General features: G+C 37.1%; 9 protein-coding genes and 1 pseudogene. 7 read left to right on the top strand and 3 right to left on the bottom strand.

Features of this window, described 5'->3' with window-relative positions:
• Nucleotides 1-33: 33 nt before the first annotated feature.
• Nucleotides 34-429 (top strand): annotated as a pseudogene (gene tnpA, locus JIG37_RS08480) (IS200/IS605 family transposase).
• Between the two features lie 21 nt (nucleotides 430-450).
• Here tnpA and JIG37_RS22840 read toward each other — a convergent pair.
• The 3 genes from JIG37_RS22840 to JIG37_RS08460 form a co-directional block, all read right to left on the bottom strand.
• Nucleotides 451-582: a hypothetical protein gene (locus JIG37_RS22840; protein WP_268833887.1), complete on the bottom strand. Its 132-nt coding sequence runs from the start codon at nucleotides 580-582 to the stop codon at nucleotides 451-453.
• Between the two features lie 518 nt (nucleotides 583-1100).
• On the bottom strand, nucleotides 1101-1502 hold the full coding sequence (locus JIG37_RS08465; RefSeq protein ID WP_199529179.1) for a hypothetical protein: 402 nt from the start codon (nucleotides 1500-1502) through the stop codon (nucleotides 1101-1103).
• Nucleotides 1503-1507: 5 nt separating this feature from the next.
• Nucleotides 1508-1873, bottom strand: coding sequence for a hypothetical protein (locus JIG37_RS08460; protein ID WP_199529178.1), 366 nt, complete (start codon nucleotides 1871-1873; stop codon nucleotides 1508-1510).
• Nucleotides 1874-3187: 1314 nt separating this feature from the next.
• Between JIG37_RS08460 and JIG37_RS08455 the strand changes: the two genes are divergently transcribed.
• From JIG37_RS08455 to JIG37_RS08430, 6 genes are all read left to right on the top strand, one after another.
• A complete protein-coding gene (locus JIG37_RS08455) occupies nucleotides 3188-4321 on the top strand; it encodes a hypothetical protein (RefSeq protein WP_055022003.1) in 1134 nt (377 codons plus the stop codon).
• 429 nt (nucleotides 4322-4750) lie between these two features.
• Nucleotides 4751-10342: a hypothetical protein gene (locus tag JIG37_RS08450; RefSeq protein WP_199529177.1), complete on the top strand. Its 5592-nt coding sequence runs from the start codon at nucleotides 4751-4753 to the stop codon at nucleotides 10340-10342.
• 262 nt (nucleotides 10343-10604) lie between these two features.
• On the top strand, nucleotides 10605-10952 hold the full coding sequence (locus JIG37_RS08445) for a hypothetical protein (RefSeq protein WP_055022005.1): 348 nt from the start codon (nucleotides 10605-10607) through the stop codon (nucleotides 10950-10952).
• A 107-nt stretch (nucleotides 10953-11059) separates the two neighbouring features.
• Nucleotides 11060-11557, top strand: a complete 498-nt coding sequence (locus tag JIG37_RS08440) for a DUF411 domain-containing protein (RefSeq protein WP_055022006.1) — start codon at nucleotides 11060-11062, stop codon at nucleotides 11555-11557.
• Nucleotides 11557-12984, top strand: coding sequence for a TolC family protein (locus tag JIG37_RS08435; RefSeq protein WP_055022007.1), 1428 nt, complete (start codon nucleotides 11557-11559; stop codon nucleotides 12982-12984). Before JIG37_RS08440 ends, JIG37_RS08435 begins: the two co-directional genes overlap by 1 nt.
• On the top strand, nucleotides 12984-14741 hold the full coding sequence (locus tag JIG37_RS08430) for an efflux RND transporter periplasmic adaptor subunit (protein ID WP_055022008.1): 1758 nt from the start codon (nucleotides 12984-12986) through the stop codon (nucleotides 14739-14741). Before JIG37_RS08435 ends, JIG37_RS08430 begins: the two co-directional genes overlap by 1 nt.
• Nucleotides 14742-14755 lie beyond the last annotated feature (14 nt).

The following is a 14755-nucleotide window of genomic DNA, read 5'->3' as shown; positions in this document are numbered from 1 at the left end:
TTATAGACTACTGTATAAGGTCGAGTTGTCAAGTTGGAATATGAAACTAAATCTCACTGCAAATATTTAATTGCACCTCATTTAATTCTGGTAGTTAAGTACAGAAAACCTTTACTAAACGGAAATCTGGGTGAGTTTGTTAAGAAAACGGTTTTCGATGTTTCTCTATCTTCTGACTTCAGGATCGAAGAGATTGAAATAGATAAAGATCACATTCATATGCTGATTACAATCGGCACTCGATATTCTGTAGGCCAGTACGCAAGGAGGATCAAACAAGCGACAACTACTAAAATCTGGAAATCATTTCCTTACCTCAAAAACCAATTTTAGAAAGAGAAAACATTTTGGTCGGATGGATACTTTGTGTGTTCTGTAGGAAATGCTAGTGCAGAGATAATACGAAAATATATTCAAGAGCAGGGGTGACACAGACTCATCCCCGCGACATCACTTCGCTCTGATCACGGGGTTTTCTCGGTGAATTTTCGATAAAAACGCATATCCTGTACCACCCGCACAAATTACTGATACATTAAATGGTTTAGAAATCCACTCTGATGGAATTGAAAACGTGTTCATTTTTTACCCCTTTAATGTGACCGGGCATACAATGTGAATTATTCACTATTAATTTGAATGTGAAATATTCACAAGGCCGAGCTTAAAAACTCTCCCAAACGCATAAATCGATTTAACTCTCGCATTCTTACTTTTGCATTGCTTAGGCTCTTTGTGTTGGCTTTAGCGCTCCAAAATGCGAGCAAATTTTGCGTTGTTACAACTTCCTTTGCGTTAAGGGTCTTTTCGAGGTTAACGTGAGTGAAGTTTGAGGCCAGTACAGTTTTCTCAACATCATTCATGCCTTCATTCAGTAATTGATGTGTTCTTTTTGGGTAAAGTTGCATTTCCTTGGCAAACAACTCCATTCGAATAAATATTCATCAGTGGCGCATGATACAAATGCGTATTTTCATTAGGTCGTTGATTACTTGGCAAAGCAAACACAATTAACCCATTTGGTTCTCCTTGTTTATCTTTTTCCAAACAAAAAAGAAGGGCAGGGTAGATAATTGAAAAGTTCGTCTTGGCGTTATAACTTATATACCAAAAAATACCTTTATGAGAAAGTTTGTGCCATATACTGTTCCTTCAGCTGACCAATAGAAGTGGCTCACATCAAAGAAAAAGCCCAAATTACCATCAGGCTGTGCTTGTAGAAGCATTTCAGCAAGCTTAAATGGCAAGATACCATTCAAATCATCTACAGAATTTTCTAACTGAATAATATCCTTAGCCAATCTATGACCATCACTAGTGTATAACTTCATCTGATGAAAATTTATAGAAAAGTTAATATGATTTAGGAACGGCCTTACATCGTTATTCGCCTTGGCATAAAAAATACCAGAAATAGCAGACTTAAATGATTCTGCATCACAAGAAAATTGAAAGCCATTAGGAATTACAATTTTGGGAATAGGGTAGCTATCGCATGACATTGTAGCTATCGCATGACATTGTAGCTATCGCATGACATTGTAGCTATTGAAGCTCTTGAACGACCATGTTTAACAATTACTTTATCTTCATCGAATTGAAATTTTAGTGGCTTACTTTCATCGGTAAAGCTACTTATAAAAGTATTAAGTTTTTTGGCTTTGATACAAATCTCATAATCTTCAAACGCATCAATTGGTGAAGATTGCCTAACAATCGATTGAGTGTCCGTTCCTAGCACTTCTGCTATGCCGCCAATTAATGAGACGTGGATATAATCCAACGCAGATATGTTGCATTTTGACCCATTTGCTACACCACAAGCATCCACAAACAGATGTTTTGCGGTAGAGAGTGAGATTGAAAAATTCATGAATATGCCTTCTATTGTTTATTTAACAACAGAATGACAGCTAAATTACATCGTGCATTTTGCAAAGAACTAATTAGCTAAAGGTATTGAGCTTAGTTCTTTTTAAATACCAAATATCATTTTTAATTTGATTTGTTGAGAGCTAAGAATAAATATTAAGGATAATGATGGTTAAATATATAGGTTAGATCTTTAGGTTAGCGCTGTGGATTGTGTTATTAACTTATTGATTTTTATAGCTAATAAAAAATAAATGAGATCGCAATTACACGTTATTTAGATCGCAATTACACCTTACTTAGATCGCAGCTACACGTTATTGGTACTCATATTGATATTATTATCAACAAGTTATAAAGGGTTGCCTGTAAAATATCCACAACGACATTGCTCAAGATCGCATTTACACTTTATTTTATTCACAACCACAGTTTGATTTTTATTCGAAATGATTGAAAATAGGCCAAATTACTGTACCAGATCGCAATTGCACGCTTCTCAGATCGCAATTACACCTTTTTTTAGGGGGTTATTCACAGCCCTGCTGAATCCATACTACAGAAGTTTAGTGAATTTTCATTTGAAAAAAGTTTTTTTTCGCCCGTTACCTTTGTTTGCGTGTGGTACAATTCTGTAAATCACTGAAATATATGTGTTTTATTTTTCAGATCGGTTTTACACTTTATTTTGTAATTTCTCTGTCCTTTTTAGAGCAAATTCTTCCGATTTATTTTTGACCAATAGTTTTAAGTTCACATCGGGTACACAGAAGTAAGTTGATGAAATAATATACTGAAAATAAATCTCAGACCCTAATTACACGTTATTCAGTAGTTATGTAGCTTCTCAGATCGCATTTACACTTTATTTTATGAGCTAAATTTTTGTGTCAGATCGCATTTACACGTTATTTTATGACTTCAAATTTCATCCCAGATCGCAGTTACACGTTATTCTATGGCCTCAAATTTCATCCCAGATCGCATTTACACGTTATTTTTCGGCCTCAATTTTCATCCCAGATCGTATTTACACGTTATTTTTGAACTAAATCTTCACCTCAGATCGCATTTACACGTTAATCAAATAGATAGGTTTTGAACTCAGATCGCAGTTACACGTTATTCATACTGTTACTCAATCTACCAGATCGCAATTACACGTTATTTTTAATAGGCTTAATAGGTAGTCAGATCACAGTTGCACTCTATTATCTTAATGATTATAAAGAGTTTTTTAATAATGGTGCATTTTACTGTGTTATTTATATAGCGATTTGATATATTTGAAATTCAAGTATGCGGGAATTTCGGTATGAGCAAAAACAAACTTACAATAAATAATTTGCCAGAGACTATCAGCACTAAAGGGCTAGTAGTTCAGGAAGCCGCTGAGGTTGAGCAGCTCAAACTCTTTACTGATGTGCATTTTGAAGGTTTGAAATCAAATTCGTTATCAAATACCTTTCCTTTATATGATTTATGGTCTCGTTTTGTAAGAGTTAAAACTACCATATACCCAATTAGACAAGCACCAGAAAGGCTCGTTAATTCTCGTTCTATTTCTGATAAGTTGGATGGTGTTGAATACACCGGTGAATTACAAATTTCACCAGCTGTAATCAAAGGTAAAGAAACTGACTATGTTGCTTGGCCATCTGACCGCGAAGAAAAGGTAGAAAGGGCGCTTATATCACTTGCAACTAAAGGCAATATTTCTAAGATTAATAACGCAAGCGGCACTCGTTACGCAATTCATTTTAAAATGAATGAACTAAATGCAGAGCTTAAGTCAGTTAATCAATCATTATCTTATCCAGATTTAAAGGAAGCGCTACTAATCCTGTCAGGGAGTCAACTGTCTTTTAACTACAGCACCAGCTCAAATGGTGAAGTAGAAACAAATGAAGCAAAAATGCCTTATCTGGGGTCAATTCATTTTTCTGGTAAAAAAGGGCCAAGCACTCAGAGATGCATTGTATTTCTTAATGAGTACATGGCTCAGCAAATTGAAACTGTATCTTATAAAGGATATTACTTTAACCAGGCGCAACAATTTAAGAGAACCTTATCTAGCTGGCTTACAACCAGACTTTATACATTGTTTAGATACGCCAGCCCCGAAAAGACGTATCACTTCATGCTTGTAAGAATAATGATTAAGTTTGGCTCTATTGAGTCAGAAGACATCACTGAAAATCGCTTAATCGCTATTCGCAGAAATATGACTTCAACAATGAAAGACCTTATTAATGCTGGCATTTTAGAGAAGTATGATATAGCTGCTGTAAAAGACGATGAAGGTAAGGTTATCGATTACAAGTACACGTTATACCCAACAGAAGGGTTCTGTGATGAAATTGTGTCGCTCAACAAACACGCTAAAAAAATTAGAATCAAAAGCAATACGACGGAAGAAGTTGTTGAAACTCTTTTAATCGAGCAGTAAGGGGCAGTACATATATTGGTTATGGGGACTGCACTGTTAAAGTTGAACAGTGCAGTGGATTAATCTTAGTTAAGTTTAAACATCTTCTTCCACAGAAGATCATTAAACCAGCTATGTTTACTTTATCAATTTACACTGTGTTTTGGTTAAGCTTGTATCCAGTCATGGCAAAATTTCCCATATGGAAGACTGTTGCAATCTATTCAGAAACAACTTTATGCATATCGATGTATGCTATTTTCTTTGTTGCTTTTAATGACAAAGTTAAATGTGATAGTGCAGTTTGACTAGGGTTGGTTGGAAATTTCTTTAATCATTCCCTTCCAAAATTAATAAAACGAATTTTTCTTCTATTTCAATTTTTTTTCAGGCTTTATTGATTGGCTAAGTTGGTAAGTTAACTCTGAGTAATTCCAACAAGGTCTAATAATGAGTTATTTAAAGGCAGCGGCTTTAACTACTTTGATGTTTTCATTTAGCGCTATTGCTATCACAACTATCAAAGGAACGATGAATGTCTACAAACCAGAATTTGTCATCGAGAACAAATCAGGCACACTTATTTCAAACGTAAGAAACTTCAAGCTTGAGGCTCGCCAAACTGTTATAGACGATTACTGTACTGTCACTACAGATAACAATTTAGCATTACAAGGGGGAACCTTAAGCGCTGGATATTGTTTATTTGAATGGAATAACACAGCCGGTTATTCAATTGATGGATTTAAAGTTGAAGGCGTCGCCTCCAATTCAGGTCCGAATAGTATTGGCTACTCAATTTATTATTATTCAGGGTCAGCAAAAGCTAAAAAGTTAGTTGATACAAAAAACTTTATTTTCAATTTTGCAGCTCCAGTTAAGCCCACTGTCCAAAGATACTCAGTTAAGCTTGGAAACTCATGGAAAAGCGTAGGTAGCCATACCAATTACAACCCCGCAAACAAGTTTTCTGCAGTTAGAGTTAATGTTGAAGCAAGGGATTACAGTCAGAAGGTATCTATACCATCGCTTGGTAGCTGTACAGTAGTAAGTGGCGCTACTTTATGCGATATTTCATTTTCAGAAATAAAGCTTGGTGATGCTATTTCAAATAAAGTGGGCTCTTTAAGCTATCAAGTGTCAGTTGATTCGAGTAATAGTTATTGGGGAGTTAGTAACACCAAACACGCTTTAACTGTTCCTTGGAATTACCAACCAACAAAAATTGACCTTTTTGAGGTTAATTCAATGCCTGCTAGTTATGCGACTACAAAGACAATAAACGTTAATAGCAAATCAATTCAAGTTTCGAATAACACAGCTAAACTCGTTTTAAATAAGCCTTCAAGCGAGATTGTTGGCGATTGGTGGGCCCCATCTGAGTTAAATGTAAAATTCAGCCGAAATAGTCAGCCAACCATTTCAAGTGGCATCACCTATAGCGGGAATGTTCTATATACAAAAGATGGCTCACTAGTTACTGCAAATAAGACTATTACGAGCACTAAGAGAGAAAGTGTAAATGGTGCATATGTTTACACGTTCGATATGACGCAAATTGAAGATGGTTATTATGGTGCTTCTGTGGCTTTCACAAATTCAAGTGGCATCCCTTCTAACCAAAATTTTAATGGGTTAAGAATTAACAAAACTGCCCCCAAAATTGATATTTTCAAATCAGGTGTTAAGCAAAATAACAGCAGTAACTTTGCATACAATCAAGAGCTGGTAATTTCAACTTTCAATTCATTTACAGATGACGTTGACCTGGTATCGATTCAAGTTAATTCTTCTAACGTTGCTTTTAACAAGCCAAAAATTGGTGTGGCCACAATACCTGACACTGTTATTTTCAAAAATGGCTTAAATACAATAAAAGTTACGGTCAAGGATACTCTGGGACATTTATATTCCAGAACAATCACACTAAATAAAGTTCAAGATGAAATCGAGTTTAAGATTAACAATTTAGGTGGTCGATTAGTATCTCACGTAAAAGAGTCTAGTTTTGAAGCAGTCCAAACTAAGTTTTCAGGTTTCTGTGACATTGTGACCAATGAAGCGGTTGCAATTGGTACCAACAAAAATGTATCTGGAAAGTGTTATTTTGAATGGGTTGGTATGGATGAGCTTGATAGAGATAACTTTTCTCTTAAAGGTCGATTGAGAATGAGCGGAGTTGTGCCTGTTGGGTATAAAGTGTTTGCCTATTTTGGCGCAGAGAAAGAGAAAACACTAATCAAGTCTGGAACTACTTCTTTTAACGTCGAGGCCCCAATTGCGCCTGAACTAACAAAATATTCTATTTATGTAGGGAATAAATGGATCGACAATAATAGCGATGTCAATCACGATCCAAACGCTCAGGTTAAAGCCATTTCAATCACTACTAAGCCAGTTAATTATTCACAACAGGTGATTGTCGATAATTTGGGGAGTTGTTTAATAAATGCTGGAAGTACATCCTGCACAATAAATATCACTCCTTATTTCCTTGGAAATAAAAATTACATTGGCTATGAGGATGGCATTGTTTCTCACCAGTTTAAGGTAAATTCAATTAATAAGTACTTTACTGATAAAGAAATAAACTCACAGGCCATTGTAAGTTGGGAATATGCATACTCTCGGGTAGAGCAAGTAAAAGTTAATGCAAGGGCTAGTGGTTTGCCATTGAGCTTTGGCTTGTTAGGCGCTTCTATAGATGTTGAGAACGAAACAGCGAGAGTTGTATTTGATAAACCGTCTCCAGCTATATCAGGTACATGGTGGCTTCCTAAATCGATTGAACTTGAGTTTAAAGTTAGTAGTTCGCACGAAGTCCTTAAGGAACTTGAATTTGACGGTACTACTCTTTTTAAAAACGATAATATTACTGAAGGTGAAACTGTAATAGTAAAAAATCTAACCGGGCCTGAAGTTATTAATAACAAGTTTATTTATACAGCTGATGTGCAGAGTGTACCAGATGGACACTACGATATTACGGTTACTTCAAAGTACTTATATTCAAAATCAGATAAAAAAGAATTTAAAAACGCTGCATTCTTATCTCGTAAGCAGCCATCAATTTCTATTTTCAGAAACAGCCAAAGTATGGAGGAAGATGATGAGTTCTACTTTGATAGTGAACTGTTAGTAGCAGGGTTTAATGGCTACGTAAATGGTGTCACTATTGAGAGTGTACAATCAAACGGCGTGCCATTAAGTTTAAATTCTGTTGGTGACGGTATTGTCACTATTAATGGCTTAACTCAGCTGTTATCACCAAAAGATAATGCAGAAATTAGTGTTGTAGTTAAAAACTCTTCAGGTGATAAATTTAATTATGATCTAAATGTTGTCTTTGCTCCTATGTCGTTTGATATAAAGCATCGTGAAAACGACTATCTACCGTTCAGACTAATTGAATTGGTTTATTTAGATTCTGAACAAGTGAGCGGCGAAGAGTGCCGGTTCTATAGTGAAAGAGACCTCGCGGTTAAATATGCGCGCAAAGGTGTTAAAAGTTGCATATTCAATTGGGTTAATTTACCAGAAGGCTTTGAAATATCATTGCGAGGTAGAACACCATCGGCTGTTGGTTATTTAGACAAAGCGCTTGTAGAAATTGAAAGCGATATCGAAATAATTAATGAGTTTGGTGAAACGCTGATCATACCTAATGAAAAGACACTGATTTCTTCTCAGGAACCAACAGGGATTTCAGTTGAAGCTAGCTCAAGGCGAGAACTTATAAACGGTTTTTATCCAGTTGAATACTCGGGTGGTGAAATTGTCAGAATGGGTACTGTATCGAGCCCTGGTTCATTAGATATGACATTCTACACCAAAGGGGTTAGCCAAACATTTCCGAAAAACCCTTCTACAAGAACAGGTGAAATATTTAGAACATCTGGTAGGTTCGATATGCCTTTTGAAGTTGAACGCAATCTATGGGAAGTATTCCCTATCGATTACAACGTTAAGTACCATAGAATGCCAGAAATAAATGCATCCCAAAGCATTAAAGCTTTAGTGGTTCCTGATAGCACACTTGGCGTTAATCTAGATTTTCAAGATGATCAGATCCTATCTACCGATGAAGTAACGGCTAAAATCAACCTTGGGAATTACAATCGAATCGATGGATGGGTTTATGACAAAAGTTCAATGGGTGAATGGGAAGTTTACATAGGTAAGTATGACAGAAGAAATATACCTGAACCATTAACAGAAACTGTCACAATAGATGAGAAAGGAGAAGCCTTCATAAAAATGCCAATGGAAGTTATTGGCGAAGAAAGTGGAATTTATGTTGCAGTAGCAAAAGCAAAAACACCTATACCTGATTATGAGTACTATATTCAGTCTGCTCGTGCATACTTTATTGTGTACAAAGGCACTAAAATTGAAGGGGAGCTAAAGGATGGCTTAATTAAGGGCCGGATACCATTGAGAGCTTCAGCAATTTACTCACCTGAAGACCGAGCAGATGTTGGATCACTTGGCCGAGTTGTGTGGGAAGTTTCAAGTAACGGTTCAGATTGGAGGGAGTCTACAGAACATAAAGATACTTTACGTTGGCGTAAGCGATATGAAAACGAAGAAATTGAATACTTGAGAGTTAAAGTTGAAAATAAGTTTACAGGCGAATGGTCAACTAGCGGTACTCTAAAAGTTGTTGCTTATGAAAAACCTGAACTATTAATTCAACAAACTAATGAAGTTCTATTTAATGAAGCTGCAAAGTTCGTTTTGTATGACGGAGATAACCTCGTTCAAAATGGGGATGGTGTTATCGAGTGGTCAACTGATAATCGTAAGTCTTGGTTCACAGGTCCAGCAGAAATCTCATTCTATAAAGATGACTTTACAGGAAGAGATATCAATGCCCGAATGAAATATAACGGGATAGCAAGTGACAGTAGTTTGGGTGATGAAGCTTTTGTCGAAGCTAGGGCGCGATACTACTTCTTAAGAGCGCCACGATTCTATTTTGATTTAGATGTCCCTGATCTAGTCGAAGTCGGCTCTACACACCACATTAAAGGAAGCTCTTTCACAAGAACTGAGTCTATTAATGGTAGGACTCAAAACCAATGGGTGTTACCGGATGGGAAAGTAATAAATGATAGTGAATTTGACCTGACATTTAGTGAAAATCTTCTTGAAGGAAGAAACTTTATTCTGACCTACCAAGCTTGGGTAGAGGGGTCAAAGCAAGAGACAATCAACGAGACTAGAGTTCGTGTGAAAAGCTGGACATACGAGTTTCCTGAAATTGAACTAAACATGCCAGCTACAGTAAATTATATGCCTTCTAAACATATTGCATGGGTAGGCTTAGAGCGTCATTTTGCTCCTGGCGTCGAGTATACATATGAGCTACTAAAAACACCCGGAGTTAAAGTGTTAAATCAAGATGACGGCAAGTTTACTCTGCAGTTTTCCCAAGAAGGAATGAAAAATCTCACATTTAGGGTTACTAACAGCAGGGGACAAAGCAAAGAAGTAAGCCAAATTGTAGAAGTTTTACCTCCAACCCCATTAGAAATTGAGATCGTGCGTACATTCAGTAATGAATACCTGAGATATCCATTAGATGTATCACTTAGATCTCGTGTATGGCTTTCACATCCAGATGATAGAGTTTCAGTGTATAAATGGTACTTGGATGGCGAGCTTGTCATGGAAAGCAAGCGCTATAGAGAAAGTATTGGAGATTTATCAGTTGGTGATCATACTATCCGCGTTGATGTTGAAACTGAGTTTGGTCAGACAGGTTCGCAGTCATTTGAAGTGAGCGTGATACCAAATCAGAAACCAACCGGTAGTATTAATATGCATGAAACAGATCAAGTGTTTGAATTACATCTCAACTGTAATGACTCGGATGGTCGAATTGCTGCGACTACATGGCAGTTAAATGGTGAGTTACTAACGCATTCTCATAATATTATCCAATTCAGCAAGGATAAGCTAAAAGGTACAAATTATGTTGTAGGTAGATGTTATGACGATAGTTTCGAATACATAGATATCACTCAGACAATTCATTAAATGATATGTGAATATGGAAGCTGTTTTGAATGCTATATTCAAAAAAATGAACAGCCTATGATTGGGCTCAATTATTGCCAAAAATGAACCTAAAAAGCTATTTAAGACATGAACTTGGATATAAACATTAAGCTTAAGAGCGGTTTTTATAGCATCCGTTAAAATTAACTTTAACAAAATAACTCATAAATGTTTTGATGATATCAATTTACTTATTCGAAAATTTATATTAATATAAGAGGTGTATTTTTATGAGGATTTTATGTCTAAAGCATTTTCAAAAGTCTTAGTAATAACGCTTATGCTATTTGCCTTTGTAGGGCAAGCATTTGCTTATTCTGCTATGTCTTGCGAAATGTCATTAGGTTCTCACGAATCACACATGAAGATGGATCATGGTGATATGAATAAAAGCAGTAATGGTCAATCAGAAGATTGTTGTGACGTTGAATGTATTTGTCCTGCAAATGCTTGCTCATCTACGACAGTCCTAAATTCCAGTGTTGACTCGACAGATATTCAAATATTGAGTGAATCTGTAGCTGCTATGCAATCTAAACAACCTCATTCAATTTCCACTTCCCTTTATCGTCCACCAATTTTTGCCTAATACAGGATTAGTGCGTCTAAATTTCGCGCACATGTAATTAATTTTTCTGTTAGTCAATATAGCGTCGTAGCGCTATAGCTATTTTCCAGCGATGTCTGGGGGCAAAAATGATCAATAAGTATTTAAAAATAGCAGTTCTAATGCTGCTTTCACCTGCGTTTGCAAACTCCAATGAACATAAGCATGCACACAATAACGACGTAACACCTTTGGAGTTAATCGTTTATAAAACCCCAACTTGTGGGTGTTGTAAAAAATGGATAACTCATATTGAAGACAAAGGGATCGTTGCGCATTCCAAAGATTTCCGAAACATCGGCAACATCAAAACTAAGTATGGTATCAAACCTAATTACCGTTCATGCCACACGGCAGTGAGTAGAAATGGATTTGCCTTTGAAGGTCATGTACCCGCTAAGTTTATTCAGAAGTTCTTGTCAGAAGAGCACCCCAATGCGATTGGATTATCTGTCCCAGCAATGCCTGTTGGCTCTCCTGGTATGGAAGTCGGCGACCGCTTTATGTCATATAACGTATTAATTTTATTTAAAGATGGAACGAGTAAAGTATATGCAGAAGTTAAGGCTTATGAGGAGCAATTCTAATGAGATTAAATGTTTCAAGCCTTACTCTAATTTCAACTTCGCTAATGCTCGGCTTGTCTGTATTCTCAGCTCAAGCTGAGAAAGTAGTGTCACTTGAACAAGCTATCACCTTGGCTCAGCAAAATGATCCTTGGCTTCATGGGAGTCGGTTAAAACAAAGCGCGGTTGAAAATAGAAGTATCGCTTCAGGTACTTTGCCTGACCCCAAAGTATCACTAGGGATAATGAATTTACCAACAGATACTTGGGACTTAGATCAGGAAGGAATGACTCAACTAAAGGTTGGTGTTTCTCAAATGTTTCCTAGAGGTGATAGTTTAAAGATTAAACAAGAGCAATTAAAAATTGAGTCAACGAAATTTCCACTGCTACGAGAGGATCGTAAGGCTAAACTGATAAGCCAAGTATCACAGTTATGGTTAGATGCTTACTTAGCTCAACAAACCATTAAATTGATTGAAGCGGATTGGGCGCTCTTTGAGCAGATGGCGGAAGTTACTAAAGCTAGCTACTCAAATGTTGTTGGTAAAACCAGACAACAAGATGTTATTCGTGCTCAATTGGAAATCGTGCAGTTAGATGACCGATTAACTTCGCAAAAGCAGAAACTAGAAACAACAATCGCTCGCCTTAATGAGTGGCTTCATATCTACGATGCTGCTGGCTTGAATGAATCATTTAACTTTGATACGCAACCATTAGAGTTTAGGGTTTCTAAAAAGTTGCCTGCAATTCATTTGAACAATTCAACAGTCCTAAAAGCATCTAATTACTCAAGAAATCTATTGGCTCAGGAGCTTTCGAATCACCCAGCCATACTTGCAATTGATATAAAACGCAAAGCTTCAGAAAAAGCAGTTGAGTTAGCTAAACAGCAATATGAACCGCAATGGGGTGTTAATGCTAGTTATGCCTATCGGGACAATATGCCCTCTGGTGATAGCCGAGCTGATTTATTTTCTGTTGGAGTAACGTTTGATTTACCCTTGTTCACCGAGAACAGACAAGATAAGCAAGTTGCAGCTTCTATTGCAGATTCAGAGACTATTAAAACCGAGAAACTATTACTGACAAAGCAAATGATCAGTATGGTGGAAAAGGAGCTTAGACAGCTTAAGCGTTTATCTGATAGGCAATCTATCTATCAAGAACAACTCCTTAAACAAACTCATGACCAAGCAGAAGCGTCATTGACAGCTTACACAAATGATGATGGCGATTTTGCCGAAGTTGTTCGAGCAAGAATCGCAGAATTAAATGCCAGAATATCAGCCTTAAGAATTGATGTTGACGCACTTAAAACAGTTGCTCGTATCAACTATTTCTTTGCACGTTCTCAATCTAACTCAAATGCTGAACATAAGTCGATGCAAACTTCACACAAAACTAATCAGCACTTATCCAATCAGCAATTTGGAGAAAAATAATGTCAACGAATACTAAAACAATTATTGCCATCATCATTGGTGCTGCGCTAGGCGCAGGAGTATTGAGCTTATATCAAGGTGCAGGGTCAAACAGTAATACAGATGAAACAACATCAGCAGAGAAAAAGCCTCTGTATTGGGTTGCACCGATGGATTCTAATTACCGCCGGGACAAGCCCGGTAAGTCGCCTATGGGGATGGATTTAATTCCTGTGTATGAGGAAGAATCATCTGGTGATGATTTTGGTCCCGGAGCAGTAAAAATTGCGCCTCATGTAGTGAATAACCTAGGGGTTCGCACTGCACCTGTTGAGCTGAAAAATATGCATACTGAAATATCAACGGTTGGTTACGTTCAATATGATGAAGATAAGCTAATTCATATCCACCCACGTGTTGATGGTTGGATTGAAAAACTCTATGTCAAAGCGGCAGGTAACCCTGTAGAGAAAGGGCAGCCTCTTTATACACTGTATTCTCCTCAGTTAGTTAACGCGCAAGAAGAACTTTTAATAGCTTTAAAGCGCGACAATAGTTCCTTAATTTCGGCGGCGAAAGATCGCCTTAAAGCGTTACAGCTTTCAGCAGATTTCATTCAAAAGCTAGAAAAGACTAGAAAAGTTCAGCAAACCATCACCTTTTATTCACCACAAGCAGGTGTTGTTGACGGTTTGAAGATTAGAGAAGGCTTTTATGTCAAGCCGGGAAACACCTTATTAAGCATTGGTCAACTAGATCAAGTTTGGGTTGAAGCAGAAGTGTTTGAACGTGACGCAGCCTTAATTAAAGAAGGACTGCCTGTATCAATGACACTGGATTATTTACCCGGAGAGGACTGGGCTGGTGTCGTTGATTATGTTTATCCAACATTGAATAGTAAAACACGCACACTCAGAGTGAGACTGAAGTTTGACAACCCAGACTATCAATTAAAACCAAACATGTTTGCACAAGTCTCTATTCACGCTAATCAAGCTGATAGCACGATACTCGTACCTAAAGAAGCCGTCATTCGCACAGGTAAACAAGACAGAGTTGTACTTGCCTTGGGGGATGGGCAATTTAAGTCTATCGAAGTGACAATTGGCCGGGTTGATATCGATAGTATCGAAATCTTAGAGGGTCTTAATGAAGATGATGTTGTGGTGACATCTGCTCAATTCTTGATTGATTCTGAATCAAGTAAAAACTCTGATTTTAAACGAATGACTCATGACGAAGTGCCTAGCTCTGTTTGGATGGAAGGCGAAATCAACAGCGTCATGGCGGGACATCGTATGGTTAATATTACTCATGGTCCTGCTGAGGCTTGGGATTGGCCTGAAATGACAATGGACTTCGATGTAGGTGAAAAGGTAGATATTGATTCACTGAAGTCTGGTCAATCTTTGCACTTTGAAGTGAGCAAAACCGAAGAGGGTGGATATGAAGTTACTGGAATTCATATCATGAGTGAGCCTGCTGATATGAGTGAAGAAGTATCATCAGCAACAGTATCAGGTTTAATTAATGCGATTGATATTGATACACGGATTCTAAATATTAGCCGAGGCCCAATAGAGAAGTGGGATAGACCTGCTGCGACGATGGATTTTATCGTCGCGGACAATATAGAAATAGTTGATTTCAATGTTGGTGATAATGTCACTTTCACTTTTGAGGTTAGGGATGACTTAGTTATCACTGAAATCTCTCTTGAATCAGATGAACAACACGGCAAGGAAAATAAAGCTGCTGTTGATCATTCTAATCATTAAGTGGGAGAAAAATA

The organism is Pseudoalteromonas sp. bablab_jr010, assembly GCF_016464105.1.
Taxonomy (GTDB): domain Bacteria; phylum Pseudomonadota; class Gammaproteobacteria; order Enterobacterales; family Alteromonadaceae; genus Pseudoalteromonas; species Pseudoalteromonas simplex.
This window is presented reverse-complemented; position numbering and strand designations above follow the sequence as displayed.